19 protein-coding genes are annotated in these 23,952 nt (G+C 43.5%); 6 read left to right on the forward strand and 13 right to left on the reverse strand.

The genetic code is table 11. From position 1 onward, the window contains the following. Positions 1-412 precede the first annotated feature (412 nt). From gshB to JMX50_RS02040, 5 genes are all read right to left on the reverse strand, one after another. Entirely contained in the window at positions 413-1,384 is a 972-nt protein-coding gene (gshB, locus tag JMX50_RS02020) for a glutathione synthase (RefSeq protein ID WP_201628231.1), read from the reverse strand. 123 nt (positions 1,385-1,507) lie between these two features. Then, positions 1,508-2,248, reverse strand: a complete 741-nt coding sequence (pyrE, locus tag JMX50_RS02025; RefSeq protein WP_201628232.1) for an orotate phosphoribosyltransferase — start codon at positions 2,246-2,248, stop codon at positions 1,508-1,510. A 77-nt stretch (positions 2,249-2,325) separates the two neighbouring features. After that, on the reverse strand, positions 2,326-3,363 hold the full coding sequence (locus tag JMX50_RS02030; RefSeq protein ID WP_201628233.1) for a hypothetical protein: 1,038 nt from the start codon (positions 3,361-3,363) through the stop codon (positions 2,326-2,328). Positions 3,364-3,451: 88 nt separating this feature from the next. Further along, positions 3,452-4,324: an SDR family oxidoreductase gene (locus JMX50_RS02035; RefSeq protein ID WP_201628234.1), complete on the reverse strand. Its 873-nt coding sequence runs from the start codon at positions 4,322-4,324 to the stop codon at positions 3,452-3,454. Positions 4,325-4,421: 97 nt separating this feature from the next. Continuing rightward, complete coding sequence (locus JMX50_RS02040) at positions 4,422-6,659, reverse strand: DUF4105 domain-containing protein (RefSeq protein WP_227670861.1); 2,238 nt, start codon at positions 6,657-6,659, stop codon at positions 4,422-4,424. Between the two features lie 189 nt (positions 6,660-6,848). Here JMX50_RS02040 and ampD point away from each other — a divergent pair, with 189 nt between their 5' ends. The 4 genes from ampD to JMX50_RS02060 all read left to right on the forward strand — a co-directional run bounded on the left by ampD (position 6,849) and on the right by JMX50_RS02060 (position 10,520). Further along, entirely contained in the window at positions 6,849-7,436 is a 588-nt protein-coding gene (ampD, locus tag JMX50_RS02045) for a 1,6-anhydro-N-acetylmuramyl-L-alanine amidase AmpD (RefSeq protein WP_201628235.1), read from the forward strand. 47 nt (positions 7,437-7,483) lie between these two features. Then, positions 7,484-8,002 carry a hypothetical protein gene (locus JMX50_RS02050; protein ID WP_201628236.1) on the forward strand — a complete coding sequence of 173 codons (519 nt, stop codon included), beginning with the start codon at positions 7,484-7,486 and terminating at the stop codon, positions 8,000-8,002. A 194-nt stretch (positions 8,003-8,196) separates the two neighbouring features. Next, complete coding sequence (murJ, locus tag JMX50_RS02055; RefSeq protein ID WP_183620362.1) at positions 8,197-9,747, forward strand: murein biosynthesis integral membrane protein MurJ; 1,551 nt, start codon at positions 8,197-8,199, stop codon at positions 9,745-9,747. A 134-nt stretch (positions 9,748-9,881) separates the two neighbouring features. Beyond that, complete coding sequence (locus JMX50_RS02060; protein WP_201628237.1) at positions 9,882-10,520, forward strand: hypothetical protein; 639 nt, start codon at positions 9,882-9,884, stop codon at positions 10,518-10,520. Between the two features lie 61 nt (positions 10,521-10,581). Here the strand turns inward: JMX50_RS02060 and JMX50_RS02065 are convergent, their stop codons facing one another. Continuing rightward, on the reverse strand, positions 10,582-11,226 hold the full coding sequence (locus tag JMX50_RS02065; protein WP_201628238.1) for a GNAT family N-acetyltransferase: 645 nt from the start codon (positions 11,224-11,226) through the stop codon (positions 10,582-10,584). Positions 11,227-11,530: 304 nt separating this feature from the next. Here JMX50_RS02065 and ribF point away from each other — a divergent pair, with 304 nt between their 5' ends. Beyond that, positions 11,531-12,571, forward strand: coding sequence for a riboflavin biosynthesis protein RibF (gene ribF / locus JMX50_RS02070; RefSeq protein WP_201628239.1), 1,041 nt, complete (start codon positions 11,531-11,533; stop codon positions 12,569-12,571). Between the two features lie 99 nt (positions 12,572-12,670). Here ribF and JMX50_RS02075 read toward each other — a convergent pair whose 3' ends face one another. From JMX50_RS02075 to JMX50_RS02090, 4 genes are all read right to left on the reverse strand, one after another. Further along, a complete protein-coding gene (locus JMX50_RS02075; protein ID WP_183620354.1) occupies positions 12,671-12,910 on the reverse strand; it encodes a DUF2789 family protein in 240 nt (79 codons plus the stop codon). A gap of 218 nt (positions 12,911-13,128) precedes the next feature. Beyond that, positions 13,129-14,118, reverse strand: a complete 990-nt coding sequence (locus tag JMX50_RS02080; RefSeq protein WP_183620353.1) for a malate dehydrogenase — start codon at positions 14,116-14,118, stop codon at positions 13,129-13,131. 488 nt (positions 14,119-14,606) lie between these two features. Continuing rightward, positions 14,607-15,314, reverse strand: a complete 708-nt coding sequence (locus tag JMX50_RS02085; protein WP_227670862.1) for a hypothetical protein — start codon at positions 15,312-15,314, stop codon at positions 14,607-14,609. 464 nt (positions 15,315-15,778) lie between these two features. Further along, positions 15,779-17,992: a lytic transglycosylase domain-containing protein gene (locus JMX50_RS02090; RefSeq protein ID WP_201628240.1), complete on the reverse strand. Its 2,214-nt coding sequence runs from the start codon at positions 17,990-17,992 to the stop codon at positions 15,779-15,781. 429 nt (positions 17,993-18,421) lie between these two features. On the opposite strand from JMX50_RS02090, the gene miaB reads away from it, so the two are divergent. Next, positions 18,422-19,924, forward strand: a complete 1,503-nt coding sequence (miaB, locus tag JMX50_RS02095) for a tRNA (N6-isopentenyl adenosine(37)-C2)-methylthiotransferase MiaB (protein WP_201628241.1) — start codon at positions 18,422-18,424, stop codon at positions 19,922-19,924. 179 nt (positions 19,925-20,103) lie between these two features. Here the strand turns inward: miaB and JMX50_RS02100 are convergent, their stop codons facing one another. The 3 genes from JMX50_RS02100 to argE all read right to left on the reverse strand — a co-directional run bounded on the left by JMX50_RS02100 (position 20,104) and on the right by argE (position 23,914). Then, a complete protein-coding gene (locus JMX50_RS02100) occupies positions 20,104-21,414 on the reverse strand; it encodes a DUF711 family protein (protein ID WP_201628242.1) in 1,311 nt (436 codons plus the stop codon). Between the two features lie 363 nt (positions 21,415-21,777). Beyond that, positions 21,778-22,515, reverse strand: a complete 738-nt coding sequence (locus JMX50_RS02105) for a LysE family translocator (RefSeq protein ID WP_201564831.1) — start codon at positions 22,513-22,515, stop codon at positions 21,778-21,780. A 148-nt stretch (positions 22,516-22,663) separates the two neighbouring features. Next, positions 22,664-23,914, reverse strand: a complete 1,251-nt coding sequence (gene argE, locus JMX50_RS02110; RefSeq protein WP_227670863.1) for an acetylornithine deacetylase — start codon at positions 23,912-23,914, stop codon at positions 22,664-22,666. Between the last annotated feature and the right edge of the window lie 38 nt (positions 23,915-23,952).

Here is a 23,952-nt window from a genome sequence, read left to right on the forward strand (position 1 = left end):
TTATTTATATGAAAGACTTATTATCTTTTGACTGTATTATCTATCGAACCAAAATGAGCCTATAAAAGCCCGCATAGTATAGTGTAAATCGTTGTCTGATAGACAGCACTTTATGCAGCGCAAATAATAAAAATCCAAGCCATGAGTAATCGCGGCTTGGCTTTTATAAATACGCTTAAAAAATCATAAAAACAGCGCTTTTAATGACGTTTTATCGCTGTTTAAAGGCGCTATTAAGCAATACGGTTTATCAATATATCTTAGCACACCGTTTTTTAAGTATTGTGCACATAGCTTAGTAATAAATTACTGTATCCTTACCGCTTTGCATACATTGTTTTATTTAAGAGATATTATTTAAACATCGTATTTAGACGTCATTATTTAAATGGCGTTATTTAAATGGCAGCACTTAAACTGCCAACTTCTTCTCAATAGCGATAATAAAGTCAGTCGCAATATCGGTTCCACATTGATCATCAATCTCACGTACACAGGTTGGACTGGTGACATTAATCTCAGTGATACGGCCACCGATTAAGTCTAAACCGACGAACATCAGACCTTTTTCTTTGACAATCGGTGCGACGACTTGGGCCACTTGGCGTTCGATATCGGTGAGCGGCATCGCAACACCGCTACCACCTGCCGCAAGATTACCGCGCGTCTCGCCTTTCACCGGAATACGCGCCAAGCTATAATCGACCACTTCGCCATCGACGATTAACACACGCTTATCGCCCTGTTTAATCTCTGGCAAATAACGCTGCGCCATAATCGGTAGCGTCTCAAGCTCGGTTAAAATCTCAAGCGTCACGCCGATATTTGGACTGTCAGCGGTCAAACGGAAAATACCCGTACCGCCCATACCATCTAATGGCTTGACGATAACGTCTTGCTGCTCAGTAATAAACTTGCGAATATGCGCCTGTTTACTGGTCACAATCGTCGGGCTCATATAATCGCTAAACCAAGTAGCAAACAGCTTTTCATTACAATCACGTATCGCTTGTGGGTCGTTGACCACCAGCACGCCTGCGGCTTTAGCATGGTCAAGCATGTAAGTGGCATAAATAAAACGCATATCAAACGGCGGATCTTTACGCATCAAAATCACATCATAATCACTGACCGGCGCTGTCGCTTTATCCCCCAAGGTATAAAAATCATTCGGGTCACGCTTGACTGTCACCGGCTGGGTATCAACCATCAATTGCCCACGATCCAACCATAAATCATGAATCTGACAGTAACCAAGGCTGTGCCCACGGTCTTGCGCCGACCACATCATCGCAAGGCTGGTATCTTTTTTATAATTGACCTGCTCGATTGGGTCCATGATGACGAGTATGTTTAATGATTTCTTCTGTTTTTCTTGGCTCATGATAAGGCTCACTTACGTTATAGTATTAATCATTTAAAATAGTATTAATCGTTCGAACAGACATCAATAACATGACTAAAATTTCACCCAATATGGCTGAAACATAGCAATAACTGCGGTAAATTATACGCCGTACTGGGCGCGGTAATGCTGCATTTTTGCAAGTTGAGTCGCATCTTTATTTGGGCTACTCTCTGCTAGATAACTGATTAAATCATCGATATCAACCAAGGCGCGCACTGGTACTTCTAAGGTTGCAGCCAACTCTTGAATGGCAGAGCGCTCCGCCAAACCCTTTTCTTTACGGTCGAGGGCGACGATAATACCGGCAACGCTTGCGCCCGCTTGTTCTAAAATCTCAACCACTTCACGCATCGCCGTGCCAGCGGTAATGACATCATCAAGCACCCAAACCGCCTTGCCTTTGACATCAGCACCGACTAAATTACCACCTTCGCCGTGGGTTTTGGCTTCTTTACGGTTATAGCCCCATTTAGCATTGATACCATGATGCAGCCATAACGCTTGCGCTGTTGCCGCCACAAATGGGATACCTTTATAAGCAGCACCAAAAATAACCAGCTCTTGCTCATTTGTACCATTATCACTAGCTGCCATTTGCTCAGCAATTTGTTCTGCCACTTTTTCAGCTAGGGCATCGGCATAACCACGCGCTAATAACGATAACATCTCACCCGACGCCAGCAAACCTGCGTTAAAAAAGTATGGACTAATACGTCCAGACTTTAAGACAAACTCGCCAAATTTTAAGACCTGATTGTCTAAAGCTAATTGGATAAATTGATGCGATGAAAATGAAACGTCTTTAGCATGTTGGTTATGAGGCGTTGCGGCATTAAGCATAGGGTATTCCTATCGGCAAAAAGAAAATGAAAAGTTAGATAATGAAAAGTTGTGAGGCGCATTATAGTCGTCGTGGTTTAACTTGACCAACCATTGACATCATAATCTTGCATATTTGCGTAACGCGTCAATAACCCACAACGTGATGAGATATTAAAGTAGCACTGACCATCGCTACTGACTTGTATATCCCAGCCCAAATGATAGGCGGCAACGATAATATGCCCCGTAAATAAGCGCACTTGGCGATAGGCATGGCGCTGTGCTGGCTCAAAAATAATCTGACTGAGCAAGTAGCTGCGCAGATGCTGACAAATTTGCGCCGCGCTGTAGCTATGATTGATGGTTTTGCGCGTACTGCATTGCTTTAAAGCATGGACGGCGACGCTACAGGCCATAAGATCAGTCGCCAAACTGCCCTCGCCGCTGTCAAATTGTTGTGGCTGCAATATTACTTGCCAGTCATCAGCATAAACACTATTGAGTAGCTCATCAGGATTATAACGTTTGGTCAACGCACGCAGAGATTCTGATGCTAAAGCTTTCTTAACATGATTATTATCAGTAGTCTGGTTATTAGCCTGCCCGCTATCAGTATTAATATTGTCTTCATTTATAATATCAGCAGCTAAAAACCCATAACGCGTCAGTTTTGGGTACGTTTGCAGCGCGCGCTGGATATCTGCCATATCGAGCAAAGTCATGTCAGTTAATGAAGCTAATAACGGCTGCTCGCTATGATTGTGATAAAAACTCTCGGGCAGCTCAACCAGTTTTGCGGCACTGAGCAGTGATAAATGCTCAGCAAAGGCTTCTGAAGCCACTAGCGCCCATTTCGATAAGCTGTCTCTATTGGGCTGATAAAAACGCGTAGAGCTGCCATATAAGCGGCGCAGCTGACTATTTAAACGCCGTGCCGGCTCTGGAATATCAGTCAATGGCCGAGCAGGGTCCAATGGCAAACGCTTTGGGTCAAAATTAGGATGTACAATCGCTGGCTGCTGACTATTTGCTAACCCAGCGGACTGCTCAGCATGACCTTCTGCAAGCTGATCCTCTGCTGCTATAAAGCTAGCATTGGATAAACGGTCATCAGAAGTAGAATGCTGGGTCATGAATTTTCCCTAAGCTTGCAAATTTAAAAGATATAAAAATAAAAGATGTAAAAATAAAAGCAATCAAACGGTCATTTTGCTCTTGATGTTATTGGCGTTGCTCTTCTTGATTATGTTGATGTTGCTCTTGATATTGCAAAATATCTCGGTAGCCTACTTGCCAATCAGGGTAATTCAACCAAGCTAACGGAATATTACTATGTAAGCGTTTTCCCGTTACCGCCGTTTTACTATCATCAATAGCAGGCGGCACTTCATCTATTTGCTCACTTAACCAAGTGCCGAGCTCAAAAGTGGTGACTGGCGCATAATCAGTAGCAATATAAAGTGGTTTTGGCATACTTATAGTCATGACATTTGCGATAATGGTGACCAAATCGCGATCCATAATGCGATTGCTCCAGTGCGCTGCTGCCACTGGCTCTTTTTGTGGCTCGCGGGCTTTACGCAGACGCATGAGGCGCTTACGTCCGTAAATACCGCTTGGGCGAATGATAATAGCCTTAGCACCAAAACCTTTTTGCAATGCTTGTTCCGCTTGCAATATCACTTGCGAGGCTTCACGCTCTGGCGTCACAGGCGTGGTATCTTCATCAATCCATGCGCCATTATCTTGCCCATAAACACCCGTTGATGAGATAAAAATAATGCGCGCAAGATTGGGTAGTTTATCCGCTAATGTTGCCAAATGCTGGCTGATTGCTAAATAACTATCATGATAACCGCTGGTCGAATACTCATCAGGAGTAACAATAATTGCCAGCGCCGTAAAGTCTTGCAGCTGCTCAGCGCTTAAAGTTAACGCATCGGCTTGCAAAAACTTAGCTTTAGGATGTAGGTCATAATGATGACGCTCACGACGTGCCAGCCCCGTGACGTTGAGACCGTCTTGAGCGAGCTTATTGGTGACGGGTAAACCGATATCACCTTGACCAATAATCAGTAAATTTTGCGTACTCATCATATACCCTTTATTTAAAAACTACTTTTAATGACTATTTATTCTAATAACTGCCTAAAAGAACTTTTAATTATAAAAGGGCTTTTCATAAAAGATGCTAAAAATAGCGTCTATACGACAGCTGTATGTCTTCCTTGGCATCGATACGATCTTGCCATTCGTAGTTGGCATTGATACGTAACGCTTGTTTTTTATCGATATCATATTGTAGCCCTAATGTCGATATCGGCTGCCAGTAATGACCACGGGCATTAGACTCGTCGCTGCTGCCATGATACCAATATGGCAGTTGTAATTCAGCCTGCGCACGTAACTGATTGTTAATCTGATAACGGCAACCGGCATTGACGCCTGCGCCGACACGATAGCCTTTATTGATACCGCGTCCTGCTTGCGCCGTACCTGCCAAAAGCGTATAGCATAGCTGTGGCGGCATCTCGCCTGTGCCCGCGCTAGGTGTGCCAAACGCCCACGACCAACCGGTCTCATAGCCCAAACTACCAACTAGATGATCGCTGCCCTCTTGCTGCGAGCCGTCATTTACACGTGTCGCTTCAATACTGGCGCCCCAAGTTTTTCCTTTTTTGGCAGAATTAACCGGATTAAACGAGCGCCCTCGCACCAAAGTCACATTTTGCAAGACCACACTACTTGGCTGATTCGCTTTGTCATTATCGGTGTCATATAGACGTAAGGTTGCCGCCGCGCCTTCTAAATCAAAGAACTGCGGAAATCCTGAAGGACGATCGAGGGTATCGTGATAACCTGCCCGTAGACCTAAATCGATATAGTTATTATCACCGCGCTGCCCTAGCCCGATAAACCTAAGTTGCAACGGATGCCTGTCTATCGGATTGTTATCCGCTACTGCAATACGCCGTGGCAATAGCGTTTTTCCGTCGGCGGCTATGCTTGAGGTTGGATTCAACTGGGCAGACTTAATCTCATTTAACGTCTGCTTGGCGCTATTATGATAGCCCAATTGCTCACGCTGCTCTTTAACCTTATTTAACTGTGCTTGGCGTAAGGTGCTATCAGCAGGCGTATAGTTGGTGCTGGCAAGTAAGCCTTCGCTATTGAGTAATTGCACGACATCCGAAGGAATCACGGCATAAGGCAAGCGACTTAATAAATGCTGCTGCGGGCGTACCACGTCAATTAAGCGTAAAATCTCAGACGCACAGTTATCGGTGGTGAAGTAATACGGCAACTTCAAATCTTTGGTTTCCCAAACATGTAGCATAATCTGCTGCACTTCTGCTGGGGTCAAAGCCAATTGATAGGTCCACGCATCACGCTCATCTTCTTGCAGATACTTCGCCAGCTTCTCTGGATAAGGGTCAATTTCAATTAGATTGTCATAACCGCCGCTCATCGATTTGATGGCATATACCAAAAAACTATCGGTTGCATCGCCGCCTACCGTATAATTTAGCGCAACTGCATGATGAATTTGGCTTGGATCGGCCACGCTGGCTTTAGAATCAATACGTAATAACGTATGAGCAAAGGCTGAAATAGGATTGTCTAAGTACTCTTGCGCAAACATAATAGACAGCTGCTCAGGTGCCAGCTTTTGCATCCAGTCATTCAGCTCCGGACAGTCAACTTGTAAACCGCTCTTGTCGATATTGAGTGTATCGGTCAGCCATTGTACGCGCGCTGGGAAACGGCATAGTACTGAGTTTTGTCCCGAGTTTTTAGTCGCACGATTGGATGCACTATTACTAGCAGTGCTGTTATCTGGAGTCGTAGCCATTTCGTCAGCAAGGGCAACCAGCAAGGCATCAAGCTCGGCCGCTGAATCATGCTGTCCATTTTTACTTAAGAAAAATGCTGCATCATCAACGATACTGCTGTCTTTTTTCTTGCCGATTAAATTCTTTTGATCATCAAAGAAATATAATAAGCGTCGCCATGTTATATGTTGGGCAAGGTTTTTTGTTTTTGCTTGCGCACGCCATGATGCTAATAGCTGCTGAGCGTTCGTCTCATTATCACTATTATTAGCATTTTGATGGTTAGATGTCCGAGAAGTGACTGCGGTATTTGAGACACTATCTGGCTTGATGGTATTATTTGGCTCAGTATAAGCCATCAATGTTGGCTCGGCGTTTCGTGATTTAGCAGTCAATGTATTTATTGGCTTAGCACCAGTAGTTTCATTGGCATCCAGCGCCAACTCCCCTGTTGTCACAAGCGATGCTGGCGTTGGCAAAAACGCCTGTGCTTGCGCGGTCAGCAGCAGTCCAGCTATGGTGAGCGGCAAACGTGCTCGCCTGCCAATGCTTGTTGGCGTACAATCTATCGCCAAAAGGTTTGAATATATAGACATAAGTAATATCTCGCACTGTAGGAGTCATACGCTTATCGCGTTATTAGGTCTATCGAATCATCAGAGTTATATTATAAATTACTGTTTTGAACGACTATTTTTTTAGTTAAATGCGCCGCTTATTCATAAAAAACTTATAATCATCAGCATTTACCGCGCACTTATTATCACATTATAAAAGAGAGTATTATGTCCACAGCATCGTCAATGACTATTCATACCGGTCGATTATCAGCGGCGACTTGGCTTGCGTCACCCAATTATAATAAACGACCGGAAAATATCGCGATTGATGCCATTGTTATTCACAATATTAGCTTGCCGCCCAATGAGTTTGGAGCTTGCGATACTGACGGCTTACATTACGTCAAGGCCTTATTTACCAATCAATTAGACTGGGAGGCGCATCCTTATTTTCAAAGCATTAAAGGTGCAGAAGTTTCAGCGCATTTATTTATAGAGCGTAATGGCGCGATTACCCAGTTTGTCAATTTTAACGAACGCGCGTGGCATGCCGGACGCTCTAGCTACTTGGGTCGCCCTGAATGTAATGATTATAGCATTGGCATTGAGCTTGAAGGTTCAGATTTTGTGTCATTCAGCGATGCCCAATATGAAGCGCTTGCCAAAGTTATCGTCGCTATCTATGACGCTTATCCAAAAACTCGCAGGCATCTCACCGGTCATAGTGATATCGCGCCCGGTCGCAAAACCGACCCCGGTGATTATTTTGAATGGAAAAAGTTGCGTGAGATGGTTGCAGCTCTATTAAAATAAAAAGCTTACTCAACTTTAATAATAATTAATCATCGATTGGAAACATTATGATTTGGATTGAAGTGGTCGATTCAGCAGTGAAGATAGGTTTGGGTGCATTGATAGCAGGCGTTATTACGTTTCTATTATCTTCAACACAACATCGTAACGAGCTTAAAAAAGCTAAAGTAGAACGCGAGTTTGAGATGTTAAAGGAAGTCGCAGAAAAAGTTGAAATCTTTAATAGTATTACTTTGAATTACTGGGCATTCGCCACCGACTGGCGGCGCAGGTTAATTTCAGACTCTTCACTTCCTAAATCTAATGGATTCTTGGATGCTCAAAATAAATTATTCGACAGCTTTAGTGAGCTAACGAAAGCGGAATCTTTATTACTGCTATTTGGCTATAGCAGCGCTCAAATTAAGCTTAGAGATTATGGCGAAACAGTTATCTCTTTTAAAAAAAGAATAGACTCCATAGATATACCTTTTGATCCAAGTGATACAACCAACTATAGAAAGTCTATGATTGATAAACGCTCCGAGCTATTTAGTCTCTTGAATGAAATCTATAAAACTATTTAATTTTTAATTTATTTGTCGCAATTAAAAAAATTATCGCCACTTATCAACGATTTTTTATCATTCTATATTCCCCATTCAATCCATTTATCAGGACAATGAAAGTGCTATAATCCGTCAGTTTTTTGACAACACTACATCAGCAAACAACCATCACTACACAACCTTCATTAAACAAATTAGCAGAATAGGTTCTCATGGCAAAAAGTCGGTTATTTCGTTCAACCATGGTGGTCAGTAGTATGACCATGCTGTCGCGTATTTTAGGTTTGGTACGCGATATTGTGTTATTAGGCGTGTTTGGCGCAGGTGGTCTGATGGACGCCTTTTTGGTCGCCTTTAAGATACCCAACTTTTTGCGCCGTCTATTTGCAGAAGGGGCTTTTAGCCAAGCGTTTGTCCCTGTGCTGTCAGAATATAAAGAAAAATACAGTCTACAGCAGGTTCAGATTTTAGTCAGTCGCACTTCAGGAGCGCTGCTGCTGGTGTTATCGATGCTGACGGTCGTGGTGATTTTAATCGCCCCTTGGGTGGTGACGCTATTTGCCCCAGGCTTTGCTAATCAGCCAGATAAATTTGCCATCACCGCTGAGCTATTACGCCTGACCTTTCCTTATTTATTATTTATTTCTATGACCGCTTTTGCCAGCGGTATTTTACAAAGCTACGGCCGTTTTGCCGCGCCAGCCTTTGCGCCAGTGCTACTCAACCTATCTATGATTGGCGGTGCGCTAGTATTTGCGCCTATGTTTGATGTCCCTATTATGGCGCTTGGTTATTCTGTCGCTATCGCAGGTTTGCTCCAGCTATTGATACAACTGCCACAACTCTCGCAGCAAAAACTGCTGGTCGCACCAAAAATAGACTTTCAACACGAAGGCGTTCGCCGTATTTTAAAGCTGATGCTGCCGGCTATTTTTGGCGTCTCTGTCACGCAGATTAATCTACTGCTTAATACTATTTTTGCATCATTAATGATTGGCGGTTCGGTTTCTTGGCTTTATGCTGCTGAGCGTATGAGCGAGTTACCACTAGGCTTAATTGGCGTGGCTATCGGTACAGTTATTTTGCCAAGTCTATCGAAAAGTGAAGCGCGAAAAGATGACGTTAGCTTTAAAAAGACCATCGATTGGGCAGCGCGCTTAATTATTTTGGTCGGTGTTCCAGCATCGGCAGCACTATTTATACTCTCTGACGTACTTATGCAGGCGCTATTTTTACGTGGCGAATTTACCTTACGCGATGCACAAATGAGCTCCTTGGCGTTAAAAAGCATGGCGGGCGGCATATTAGGTTTTATGTTAATTAAAATCTTTGCGCCCGCCTTTTTCGCCCGTCAAGACACTAGAACGCCGGTCAGAATTGGTATTGTTTCTGTTTTTGCCAATATGGTATTTAGTGTCATTTTTATCGGTATATTTTACTTCTTCGATATGCCGTTGCATGGTGGCTTGGCATTGGCAACCACGGGCGCGGCATTTGTGAACGCGGGCTTGTTATATTACTTCTTGCATAAGCGTGATATTTTCCGCTTTGGTAGCCATTGGAAAAAATTGTTTGGCCAGTTTGGGATTTCTACCGCCTCTATGATTGCTGTGCTTTATGTCATGCTGCCCTATTTCCCAACCAATGATTTTCAATGGAAACGTATTGTCGCGCTACTGATTATGTGCGTCGTCGGTGCGGTGGTTTATGGCGTTGTGCTATTGGCAACAGGCTTCCGTCCGCGCCAGCTAAAACATGGTTAAGGATTAATTATTAAGCACTAGGCAAGGCTTTAACTTACCAAACCAAAACAAGCTTAGTATGAGAATTGACAGTGAACGCTGCTGATAGTTGCCATAATTACTGTTTAATGAATAAATGAATATTGGGGACTAATATGACGACTAAATCATCAGCTTCACAAACAGCGTTATCAGCAACCTTGTTACGCTTACCAAGTATACTGACTGTTGGCATTTTGAGTACCGGACTGCTTTTAAGTGGTTGTAGCAATAATGATAAGGGTGAAACTGAGACTGCTGCCAGTAATAATGAAGATGCTACAGCGGTCGCGCAAACATCTGAGAACGACGCGAGCCAAGTAGAAGTAACAGGCACTACTACTGATAGTAAACAGGCAGCAGATAGCACAAAAGATGAAACCACGATTGCTAGTAATAATCTCAATCCAGTTACCGCTGCCGCTAAGCAAAAAAGCTTGGTAACCAATCCGACCCAAGACGGTACGCCGGAAGATACCGTTAAACAAGCTCTAGACAGCTTGTATTATGGCGATGCGAAAAAATCCGCCTCTTATTATGAAGTAGATATGGCGAACTTCGAGGAAGAGCTAGCCAAGACCCAATCGGCTTTTCAGCAAACGGTTGATGGCGTTACTTTCACTGATACTACATACAACGATGATAAAACCCGTGCCACCATCACTGGCGAGTTGATGCTAAGGGGACAAAGCGAGCCTGCACCCTTGACTTATGAGCTACAAAAGATTGGTGGAAAATGGAAGATTTTAGGATAGAACACCTATCTGCTATTCTCTAAATTTTCTTCATTTGGCATTATTATCTGTATTATCTGTATTATTTGTCATTATTAGCTGTCATCACCGCTTTACCAAGCATCACCACATCGGCGATAAACCCCTGCATATCGCAAACCTTTGGCATATAGCCCCATTGCTCGAAGCCAAGCTTACGGAACAATCCTAAGCTTGGTTGATTATGTGCAAAGATAAGCGCCACCACGTTATGAATACCTAATCTCGGCGCTTGCGTCAGCATCCAACGTGTCAATAAGCTACCCAAGCCTTGACCATGATAATCCTGATGCAAGTAAATACTAATCTCAGTGCTGATATGATAAGCCGGCCGTGCATACAAATCACTAAAGCTACCCCAAGCGACGATTGGCGATACTGTTTGCCCTTTACCTCCACCGCCTACAATTTCTGCTTCTTCAACAGCGCGAACAATATAAATAGGTCGCGTGGCACTATTTACATGCTCCTCAAACCAATCCCGACGCTCTTCACAACTGACGGGCGTAAGATTGGCAGTTGCTTGCTTACCGGCGATACTTTGGTTATAAATGGCTAAAATTGCGGGTAAATCTTCTTTTTTGGCACGCTGTACCGTAAAGCCCTCATTGAGCTTATTAATTGCCAAGACAGGTGCCATCGAATGAGAGGCATCATGACAAGCAGCGACAGAGGTAGCATCAGGCATAGCGTTTCCATGATTATTAATAGTAAAAATAAATGATAAATAACGGCTAATTAGTCATTAATGTCTAATACTTAAGGCTTAACACTTAATTGTTGCATCTCTCATCTAATCTAGCTGTACGTAGCGGAAGTCAGATAAAAATGCTACCTTTTCAGCTGTTAGCGTGGTTGTTTGATTATCAGCAGACTATAGGATGTTAGTATGGCTATTTTACTTTATAATGACTGATTTTAGACACATCAATCTTTGGTAGAGGTGTGTTTTTTCTTTTTTATCCGGTCTTATCTATCATAGCTGAAAATTTATGAACACCTATTTTCTTGAGCAACTGATGGCATCGCCAAGCGCTTTGTCTGCCAATACTAGCCCAGTAGATTTGGCGCCCTGCGTGCTGACTATCGGTAATTTTGATGGCGTGCATTTGGGTCATCAAGCGATGCTTGCGCACGTGCGTGATATTGCCAAGGCGCAAAATATTGGCGCGGCAGTCATGATATTTGAACCGCAGCCGCGTGAGTTTTTTGCGCCAGCTACCGCGCCTGCCCGCCTCACCAATCTTGCCGAAAAGCAGGCTTTGCTGGCAGAGTATGGCATTGAGACTTTAATTGTCGCAAGCTTTGATGCGGAATTTCGCTCGCTATCAGCAAATGCATTTGCCGATATCTTAGCCCAGCGTTTGAATGTACAAGCATTGGTATTGGGTGATGATTTTAAATTTGGTCATGATCGTACCGGTGACAGTCAGTTTTTGCGTAATTACGGCTTAGATGTGACCAATCTGCATACCGTGATCGACGATAAAGGCAAAGGCGCGCGCATTAGCTCTACGCGTATACGTAACCTATTATTGGCCGGTGACATTGATGCGGCTAATGCCTTATTGGGTCGCGATTATGCGATGACAGGTGTCGTCGTTGGTGGTGATAAAATCGGTCGTACCATGGACTTTCCCACTGCCAATGTCGACTTAAAACGCATAAAACCTGCTCTACATGGCATCTTTGCTGTCGATGTCGTCAGCCTTGATGATAATGGTAATGTCATAGCAAACGGCTTAACCGCACTGACAGATAGCGAAAACCCAGGGGTTGCAGGTTTACGCCCGCATAGTTTATTTGGTACTGCCAATATTGGTATTAGGCCGTCAGTAGATAAAGAGCATGATTGGCGCTTAGAGGTACATTTCCCTAGGCTACAAGCAGATTTATACGGTTTAACCTTACAAGTACGCTTCTTGCACTATTTACATGGCGAGCGCCATTACGAGAGTTTAGAAGCCTTAAAAGCAGGTATTCATAATGATGTTATCGATTTACTCGAATGGCGCGCTAAGCAGTCGAATTAAAATGGTAGTTATAAGCCTATAAAAGACTAATGTATAAAAAAAACCCACAGCGTGAATAACGTTTGTGGGTTTTTATCTAGTCTAATATTCTATTATCTTTTAAGCATCAGGATGCATACGCACGTTTAAATCATCGATAACTTCTACCCATGCGGCATCTTTATTCCACTCTTCTTGCAAAAAGGCACGCTGATTGTCATTCCATACCGCCGCTTCGATTAACTTCTCTTCTTTTGCCAGTTTATTATTTTCGACAAAACTGTCAATCGCTTCATCCGAGCTATCAAGCCCTAACTGCGCAAATAATTCATTCATATTGTATTCAGGTTCACCCAACATAGTCTTTTCCTTAATGACAAAAATTTAATAATGATTTGATTGTACTTATTATTTAAATTAACCACTTTATTGTAGCAAGCTTGCTGCTAATAGCTGTTAATCAACGTTTAGCTAACGTTAGCAATTGTATTGATGGTTACGCAAGGCACAAAAAAGCCCTCTATCGTAGAGGGCTTTTCAGATTAAATTCTATATAACAGCTTGAGTAGATTGCCTACTTATGGAAGCAAGTGTGCTACTGCATCACGCTCTTCGCTAAGCTCTTGCTCAGTTGCGGCCATTTTCTCTTTTGAGAAATCTGATGACACATCAACGCCTTCTACGATAGACCAGTCGCCGTTAGCGCAGGTTACTGGGAATGAGTAGATTAAGCCTTCAGCAATACCGTATTCGCCGTTTGAGTAAACGCCCATAGATACCCAATCATTCTCATCAGTACCTAGTGCCCATGTACGTACGTGTGCAATGGCAGCGTTGGCAGCAGAAGCGGCAGATGATGCACCGCGAGCTTTAATAATCGCTGCGCCGCGTTGTTGTACTTCTGGGATATAAGTAGCTTCGTACCATTCGCGATCGACTAAATCTAGTGCTGGCTTACCGTTTACAGTTGCAGACGTTAGATCTGGATACTGAGTAGATGAGTGGTTGCCCCAGATAGTCATGTTTTTGATGTCGTTAACAGTGCTGTCTGTTTTCTCAGCCAACTGTGCCATGGCACGGTTATGATCTAGGCGAGTCATAGCAGTAAAGTTACGTGGATCTAAATCTGGTGCATTACGCTGAGCGATAAGTGCGTTAGTGTTGGCAGGGTTACCGACGACCAATACTTTTACATCACGGCTTGCAACGTCGTTCAATGCTTTACCTTGGGCTGAGAAAATCGCAGCGTTGGCTTCTAGCAAATCTTTACGTTCCATACCTGGGCCACGAGGACGTGAACCGACTAGCAAAGCATAGTCTACATCTTTGAATGCAACGGTCGCATCATCAGTTTGAACGATACCGGCCAATAATGGGAATGCACAGTCTTCTAACTCCATGACCACACCCTTTAGGGCGTCAAGTGCTGGGGCGATTTCAAGCAATTGCAGAATAACTGGCTGATCTTTACCTAGCATCTCACCAGATGCAATACGAAATAACATAGCATAGCTGATATTACCAGCGGCACCAGTGACGGCAACACGTAAAGGCTGTTTCATTGACATTGAATACTCCCTAATTATAGATTAGATAATTCATGATTCTGATTGATGGTTCTGATTGAGGATGATCGTTTTAGATAGCGATTTACTCGCTGAATATAGCATTCATAAACCGAGAGCTAGTGTAGCACCTCAGCCTATTAACCGTCTAGAGAAAGCGCGAACGTGATGGATAACTATGCTGGTTATATTGTTACATTTTATACGAACAGATGTTTTATCTTGCGATAAAAAGCTATAAAAATAAAGTCTTAGAGAGATATAGGAGCTGAAAAAAGAAAAGAATTAATAGGAACTTTGGCAGCGTTATTTAAGAGAATTTAATACGATTACATAAGTTGTATTACCGTTAAATACATAACACTGCCGTTTTTGCTTATGGTCATTTTTGCTTATGGATAATCGCGCCCTAATTAATAGTCACGCACTGAAAAGCTAAAAGGATATACTTTGTGGTTCATTACTGATTATGACTAATGCCTACTTGCTGCTTACTTGCCGCCTGAGATAATAAATTTACTGCCACAGTTATCGACGACATTGCTACAAGTGCCAAAGGCACTGCCTTCATAACAAACATGGACGTCAGTCAATACCATTTGACGACGCGCACCTGCCTGACAAATCAAATCAACGCTATCCGCTGACATACCACTATTTAAGCGGGTCATTTGTCCCACAAAACGCGATTTTAATACCGTATAACTGTTGCCCGTATTCAATTCACTCGGCAGTTTTAAGTCGCCGGCATAGTTAGTGATTTGACGAAAATAATTACTGGCACTAAGCGGACTACAGACGCCATAGCGCTGCCATGCTTGGGTACGCACCGTGGTATCAGGCATGATACGATTGACGACTTTTAATTGTAGTGGCGTCAAACGTGGCTCACTACCACGCCCGCAGCGCTCGCCATAGCCCATATCTAAACCCGAAACGGTTAGCGAATAGCCTTCTAAACACTGGCGCATACGCGCGCGCGTCGGTTGTAAGCTGCACAGCGCTGGCGTCATCTCAATCATCAGCACACGCTGTCCCGTTTTGGCAGCACTTGCCGCTTGCGCTGGCAATACCATAACACCCTGCAACAAAAGTAAAGCCGTAATAGCTATCGTAGCATTAGCAGCATTGCCTTTACTTTCATAATTTTTGCTGATCAAGCATTGATTAAAATGCTCCGATAGCCTTGTCTTTGACATCGAGCCCACCTTTGTCTGAACACATAACTGACGCCTAGCTTGCGACAATATAGGCAGATTGAAATATTTTTTAATCATAAGAGGTTAAAGCATTTAGCAATGAAGAAGATAGCTTCTAGAATTGGTTATATTCGGCATTAAGCCAGTTTGCTTTTGAAATATCAGCAGCCTAAGAATCAACCAACGAAAAACGCAGACGGTAATTAGAGTCATGGTAGCAAATTGCCTTTTTTAATCTATAGCAAAAACGTAAACAGTGCCTAGAAAGCGAATAACTGACTTTAAAAGGGCGATTTAAAACCGTCATATATCAGCGCTATAAAAGCATTTTATATGAAAGCAATGTATATAAGAAAAGTGCATATAAAAGCCGTACCTATAAAAACCGTACCTATAAAAGAAGTGCCTATAAAAAAACCACTAGCAGCAAGCTGATAGTGGTTTTTTAGGGTAAGACAAAAGCATTAGAATGCCGCAGGAACCGTTCCCATACGCTGGCTGATAGGCTGATCACGACCTAATAGACTGCTATAAATAGTAGCGTTTTCCATCACGTGTTTGACGTAATTGCGGGTTTCAGGAAAGGCAATAGACTCGACATACTGGTCCGCGGCGAGTGAGCCATAAGTCGGCTGCCAGCGTTTGGCATTATTTGGACCGGCGTTATAGCCCGCTGTTGCCAAAACAGGCTGGCTGTTCAATTTGCCAAAGATATCACCCATATACCACGTACCATAACGAATATTGGTATCGCCACTATTGGCACGGCTGGCGCTATAAGTCTCGCCTAAGTTACGCGCAATATATTTTGCCGTATCAGGCATGACCTGCATCAGACCGCTGGCACCAACGTTTGAGCGTGCTGATGCCACAAAACGGCTTTCTTGACGCATGATGCCATACGCCCACGCCGGATCGATACCCGCCGACTGACTGTGACGGACGACCGCCGATTGGTGCGGCATCGGATGCGATAAAGCCAAGCTATCTACCCTATCGGTATTATCAACAGCATAAATCGCCCGATCGAGCCAGCCCATATCATACGCTTGGCGCGCCGCAGCAATAATCAAATTATCATCACGATTATCACGCGCTTTTTTCACCGCCCAGTTCCACTCACGGTTGGCATAGGCGCGACTGGCATCGGCATTGTATAAAGCAAATGCCCGTGCAAAGTGTGGGTTTTGCATGACGCGCGCGCGGTCAGCGGTACTGACATTGGGTAAATTACTACCACCTAAGCGACTGGCATCAAAACGTTGACCAACTTTATCCTTTGCCATTAAGCCATAATACTCATTACTTTTTGCCAAGTTTTGATACATCTTTTTGGCGGTATTGCGTTTGTTGGCATCACTTGATTGCTCATAAGCACGAGCCAGCCAATATTGCCATTGATTGGTTTTTTGCGTTTCGGCGTCCATTTTTGAGATGGCTTCGACCACATCATCCCAACGACTAAAGCGAATCGCTGCCATGGCATAATATTCGGCTTCTTCAAAGCTAAAGTCATCATCTAAGCTATTACGGAACCAGTCAACCGCTTCGACATTAAAGCCGTCATCGGTATTGTGATTCATGCGCTGTACGCCAAGAATACGATAAGCATAACGACGGGTGTCATCATTTAACAACTTCGCTGAGCGCTGATTGTCTTGCTTAATATCAAAGTCTAGTTGTAGCGCCGCCTCACGATAGGATTTTTCTGCCAAGCGTCCCATCGCATATAAATACAAGTATTGATTGGTTTGGGTGTTTGCTTCGCGGGCAAAGCGGCTAAAAAACGATGATGGATTTAGCTGAATTTCACTTAACGACGAGTAAGGAATAGGCGTACCTAAACGTGAAGACAGCGCCATAATATCGCCTGTTTTACCTTTACGCAGCATGCGTTTGAGGCGTGATACTCTATCTTGATTGCTAATCAGAGCGTTATTATTCATCTCTAGCGCCAACTGGTCACACAAAGCTGGCTGCTTTTTGGTGGCCAGCCAAACGTCAGGCTTTGCTGCCATAGCGCGCATGCTATCGCCGCCATTATTAAACCCAAGCGCAACCGCACAGCGCTCGCTATCGTCAGCATTGGTAATCAAATTTGCCACTTGGCGTACGGCGGCATAATCATTGGAGCCCGCTTTAGTTTCCGCAAAGTCAGCCGCCAGTTTTTCTGCCATTACCGTATCTGGATATTGACGCACAAACTGCGATACCGCCGCTGGGCTTTGCGAATTCAAATCGACATTCATGCGCCAATAAGTCGGATACATGGCAAACAAGCCGCCACTCATCGCTTGCTCGTAATTATAAAGGGCGTTGATATCACCGCGCTCGGCTGCAATCGCCGCCGCCGTAAATGAGCCCACGCCATTATCTGCTTGATAGCTGCTGTTTGACGGCGCACTTTGTGGTTGATAATTATCCGGCTGATAGCTTTGTGGTTGATAGCTGTCTGGTTTATAGCTTTCTGGCTGATACTTGCCTTCTTGCGGATAACTACTATCACTACCCCAAGTGAGTTCAGCACAAGCGACTTGCGACAAGCCCATGACACCCATCGCCGTCGCCAAACCCAAAACGCTGGTTTTTAGCGCCGTTTTTTTCAGGCGTTCAGGCGTAATATTTTGGCGCTTGGCATTTTTATCCTTAATACCTTGAGCAACTTGCGGCTTTGTCATACGAATTCTCTTTATAATAAGTCTAAATAATTTGGCTAAATAAATTGTTTCAATATAGGTTTAAACGATAGGTTTAAATGATGTTTTCATCCTACTTAAAACGCTCATTTAAACAATAGTGCAGCTACGCTTACTTTCATCATACTATACTCGTTGCACATTCAACCATAAGCTTTACTTTTCGTTAATAAATCGGATAGCCCTGCGTAACACGGAGGTGCTACGACGCTTAAAACAGTGACAATCGTAATTAATAGCATTTATTACTGAATAATACTAGGTAAGCATTTGATACTATTATAAATAATCTAGCATAATTATCCCGATAAGCGTACGCTAACTTTTCACATTGGGGCGGGGTTGTGATAAAATACGCCACCAGTTAATCGCCTACCCCGCTATATTTTTAGTCAATCATGGACTTCGCTTATGAGTGTTACTGTATTTAATCCCCGCATCGATGACGCTGCTGTTGACACAACGGTTACTGCGCCTGCCGTTACGGCACTCAAAGCGCCAAACTCTATCCAAAAACCAATAGCCCAAGCACCAGTTAATGGCGCACCAAAAAAAGTCTTTGTCACCACCCAAGGCTGTCAGATGAATGTCTATGACTCTGGCAAAATGCTCGACGTACTTGGTGATTCACATGGTATGGAAGTCACCCACGATATCGACGAAGCCGATGTTCTATTAATGAATACCTGCTCAATTCGCGAAAAAGCGCAAGAAAAAGTCTTTTCAGAATTGGGTCGCTGGCGCAAATTGAAAGAAAAACGTCCTGACTTAGTCATCGGTGTTGGTGGTTGCGTCGCCTCACAAGAAGGCGATAATATCCAAAAACGCGCGCCTTATGTTGATATGGTGTTTGGTCCACAAACTTTGCACCGTTTGCCAGAGCTGTATGACCAATCGCACGAGCAGCGTGAAATCTCACCTAAAAATCGTATTGGTACAGTGGATGTGTCATTTCCAAGTATTGAAAAGTTTGATTTTCTGCCAGAACCAAGAGTAGAAGGTTATAAGGCTTTTGTGTCTATTATGGAAGGCTGCTCAAAATATTGCTCATTTTGCGTCGTGCCTTATACCCGCGGTGAAGAATTATCACGTCCGCTTGATGATGTATTGGCTGAAATTGACAGCTTAGCCGCCCAAGGCGTGCGCGAGATTAACCTACTTGGTCAAAACGTCAATGGCTATCGCGGCGAAAAAGACGATGGCAGTATTTGCCGTTTCGCAGAATTGCTGCATTATGTGTCGCACGTCGATGGCGTCGAGCGTATTCGTTATACCACCAGTCATCCGCTTGAGTTTACCGATGATATCATTGACGCTTATGCGCAATTGCCAGAGCTGGTATCACACCTGCATCTACCGGTTCAGAGTGGTTCAAACGCTATTTTGGCGGCGATGAAGCGTAACCATACCATTGATGTTTATATCAATCAGATTAATAAGCTTAAAGCCATTCGCCCTGATATTCACTTGTCGAGCGACTTTATCATTGGCTTCCCCGGTGAGACGGAGCAAGACTTCCAAGATACTTTAAACCTAGCAAAAGAGTTAAACTTCGATCACTCTTATAGCTTTATTTATTCGAAGCGTCCGGGCACGCCAGCGGCAGAGTTGCCGGATGATGTGAGCTTCAAAACTAAAAAAGCGCGCTTGGCAGAATTTCAACAGGTTATTATCGATTCAACCCTTGCCAAAACCCATGAAATGGTCGGCACTACGACTCGCGTCTTGGTCGAGCAAGTGGCCAATCGTCATCCTGATTGCTTAATTGGCACAGCGGACAATACCCGTACCGTGATGTTCCCTTTTGACGTTGATAAAGTAGATGAACTACTGGGTAAAATCGTTAGTGTACGTATTACCGATTTTGTCAGCCCGCATATGGTAAAAGGCGAGCTGGTTGAGGTATTGGCTTAACCCTTTATAAAAAACTGTATAAATAAAAAAGCCGCTCTCTATTTAAGTAGGGAGCGGCTTTTTTATTTGGCTTTGTAGGTGAGTTTATTTTTTCAGTCTCATGTAAAGAGTACCAATAAAACGTAACCCCCTGATTCAACGAGATAGATGTTACAAATCATAAATACTAGTGCTTAAATTCAAGGCACAGCTAATACAGCGCAATTACATAAGTCGCTACTCTGAAATTGAGTCATATCACCAGCCTTAAGCTCTAGTATCGGAAACACTCTGACCGTCAAAGGTTTGTTTAATCGATAAGCCATAGTGCCCGTATCTCGCATCAAGGCACATAGTTTATCGATAGGTGTATCCCCCGGAATAGGAACTGTATCAAGACCAATGCCGCAGACAGCGCTATTGGTTAATAACATAGGTATGTCAAACTCATTATCGATAGTGGCTTGCGCTAATCCTTTATCCTCAGTGACTGCCAACATCAATCCTGAAAACCCAATAATATCGATACCTGTAATAGATTTAAAAACTTTCGTTAATAAAGCCGATATTTCAACCGTACCCGAAGCGCCAAAATAGGGAACGCCAAGCAGTTTGTAAACCTTAACCATTGAATGACAATCTTTAGAAGGTGCGGGTGAAGTGTTCATACCTAGATAATTCCACCCTGAGGCTGCGTTAAGTCGTTTCACGCAGCTATCGACATTATCGATATGATACTGTAATGCTACGCTCAAAGCATCAAAGGCAATGCGCTGACGTTGCTGATAACTAGCAGAATCAAAGCTGGATTGCTTACGTACCTGCTGCAAAGTTTTTACCAATAAATCAGGCGTTTCAAGACCAATAACGAAGCCTTTATTCACCTCACCGCTATGATAGCTCGCTGGAAAGTAAGGAATAAATTCATCACAGTTAAAATTTACCGTAAAGTTGAAATTACCTTCCCCTCTAGGTGTGAGTTTAGCAATATTTTGTACCGCTCTCGCACATTGCTCAATCAATGCATTATCTAAGATACCGATATCATTAGCGGTGACATTCACACAAGCATTGCACAAATCACCATATTGAGCGATAAGCTCGGGCAAAATGCTAATTTCTTGTGCTGTCTTAGCCTCTCCTATTGCAAAGCGAACCCGCAGACCATTTTTACCTTTATTGAGCGTCGCTAAAATATCAGTGATGGTAGCCAATCCAGTGGCAGCAGTTAACACCTTTGAAGTATCTAGATACTCACCAAACGGGTTGGTTACTATACGTATTGATTGTACGGTATAGCCTTCATTATCTAAACCTGCGACTATTTTTTCACAGTGCTTAATAGCCTCTTCCAACACAGCATGCCATGTTGTCATGTCCAAATCTAAATTGATAAATGTAGTTACTGTGCGTACTTTGCAAAGATTTTTATCTTTTAATTCTTCTTGCATATCAAAGTCTAGCAGCGTTTCTAAGCTGAATGGTTGGTTAGCATCAGGACTATCATTCATGGTTTTCTCCGTTTATTAATCTAAGTCAAAAAAATAACTTATAATAACTGGACATTTATCGATATACTACTCGATGCTAATTTTATTTTACGATTATACATAGAGTGTTAGCCTTAGAATGAGTTATTTTTTCAAGCTCATGTGGACAGTACCGATAAAATGTAACCCATCGACTTGAGATAGATACTTTGTTGGTATAAATCCCTATAAGTTGGTTATCTAAACCTTGCGAATCGTAAAAAACTGCATTACAATTTTGTTTTTTACGAAATATCCTTTATATAAAACCTCTATAATTATCAGTTTTTAATAAGGAGCTGTAGTATATAAGTACAATGCTTGCTAAATTGCTGACAAAGACGTTTAAACCATAAAACCATTTAATACTTCAGCCAATAACGCCGCGGCAATTAAAAGAAAGATTACCCCGCACGCACGATTTAACCACGCTAAGCGATTGCCAACATCGAGCCAACTTGCCAGCTTTGTACCGCCCAATGTATAAACGATTTGCCAAATCGTCTCACTTAAGAACAACCCTGCCGTTAATAAAATATATTGTGGCCATAGCGGCGCACTAAAATTGATGAATTTAGGGAAAAACGCGGCAAAAAACAAGATCGCTTTTGGATTAGACAGCGACACCCAAATACCGGTACGAAATAAGGTCATATTGCTCGGCGATACTTTGACTGCCGCACTAGATAGTGAGCGCGGCTGCGGCGTTGTTTTATCAGTCACAGCTGACATCGTATCAGGATAGTCAGCCGCGACCTCCTCGCCCATTTCGCGGGCATCGCTCATCAAACTACTATCACCAGCATCGCGCCACGAGCTGATGCCCAAATAGATTAAATAGGCGGCACCCACAGCTTTGATAACAGTTAGCACCCAAGGCGATTGGCGACTGATTACATCTAAGCCAAGTAAGGTCGAGAGAAGCAGTAAAAACAAACCCAAACTCAGACCTGCCAGTGTCCATAAGGTGCGCTTCACGCCATAATTCATACCATACTGGAATGCCAGCAGCATATTCGGCCCAGGGGTCGCTGAAATAAAAAACGTACTTGCAAAAAATACCGCAAACAGATGCCAAGACATCAACGAACCCCTACTTTTTATTAATAGAAAATTTAAATGCTTAATGCTCAGTGGTTAATACTTAATGGTGAAAAAATAAACACCGCCATAAAGACGGTGTATTTTATGCTCATGTATATCGCAAAAGAATGGCTTGCTGCTTATTGTATCAATTGCTGGCACAGCTGTTTAGCAGCTTTTGTAAAAACTCATCACAGCGTGTCATCTCACTCAGCGCCACATACTCATCGGCTTTATGTGCCTGCTCAATACTACCGGGGCCGCAGATAATCGTTGGGATGCCCGCATTGGTAAACTGCCCGCCTTCCGTCGCATAAGCAACTTTATGACGGGTATCATCGCCCGTCAGTGCGGCTATTAACGCTTGTAGCTCGGCGCTGTCGCTATCGGTCATCGCTGGGACACTTTCTTCTTGCAGCAGCTCAATACCCGTCTCTGGTGCGCGTGCTTGCATTTGTGCGTTTAGCTCCGCCACTTTGGCTTGAATTGGTACAAGGATATCGTCTTGCGTCATATGCGGTAGATTACGATAGTCAAAGGTAAATTCACACAGATTGGGGACAATATTGGTCGCGGTGCCACCTCTTATCGTACCCACCGAAAGTGTCGAATAAGGCACATCAAACATGGCATCGTTATCACTGCGATAGCTCATCTCTTCTGCTAATTCATCGACATAACCAATCAGACGACTGGCATAACTAATGGCGTTGACACCCTGTTTCGTCAATGACGAATGCGCTGACTTACCATGGACACGGCAACGATAAACCGCGATGCCTTTATGTGCCACCACCATCGCCATATTGGTCGGCTCACCAACGATACAGTAATCAGGTGTAATACCGCGCGCCTTTAAATCGGCTAATATCAATGGCGCACCCAAGCAGCCAACTTCTTCATCAAATGACAATGCCAAATGCAATGGTCGACGTAGCTTGCCTGCATTAGATAGTTTTACCGCTTGTGGTAATAGCGTCAACGCACAGGCAATAAAGCCTTTCATATCGCAAGCACCGCGACCGTATAGCTTGTCGCCACGAATTGTCGCTGTGAACGGCTCTGATGTCCAGTCTTGACCATCGACAGGCACCACATCGGTATGACCCGATAGCACCAGACCATGATTCACATCGTCAGCGTTTGCCCCTGCTGGCACCGTAACAAATAAATTGGCTTTATTTTTGGCTGCATTAAAGGTCAAATCTACTGTTAAGCCCAATTGCTCACAGTAAGCTTGTACATCTTCAATTAATGCTAGATTAGAATGCCGACTGACCGTATCAAAGGCAATCAGCCGTGTTAGCCAGTCAATGCTGTCAGTGGGATAATTGGCAGTGGGATAATTAGCAGTAGCCGTTGCTTGCTCTTTACCTTTATTGTGATTTATTACCGTCATAAGACATCCTTATCGTACTACAAGATAAAAAGACCCAG

Source organism: Psychrobacter maritimus, assembly GCF_904846345.1.
GTDB lineage: Bacteria > Pseudomonadota > Gammaproteobacteria > Pseudomonadales > Moraxellaceae > Psychrobacter > Psychrobacter maritimus.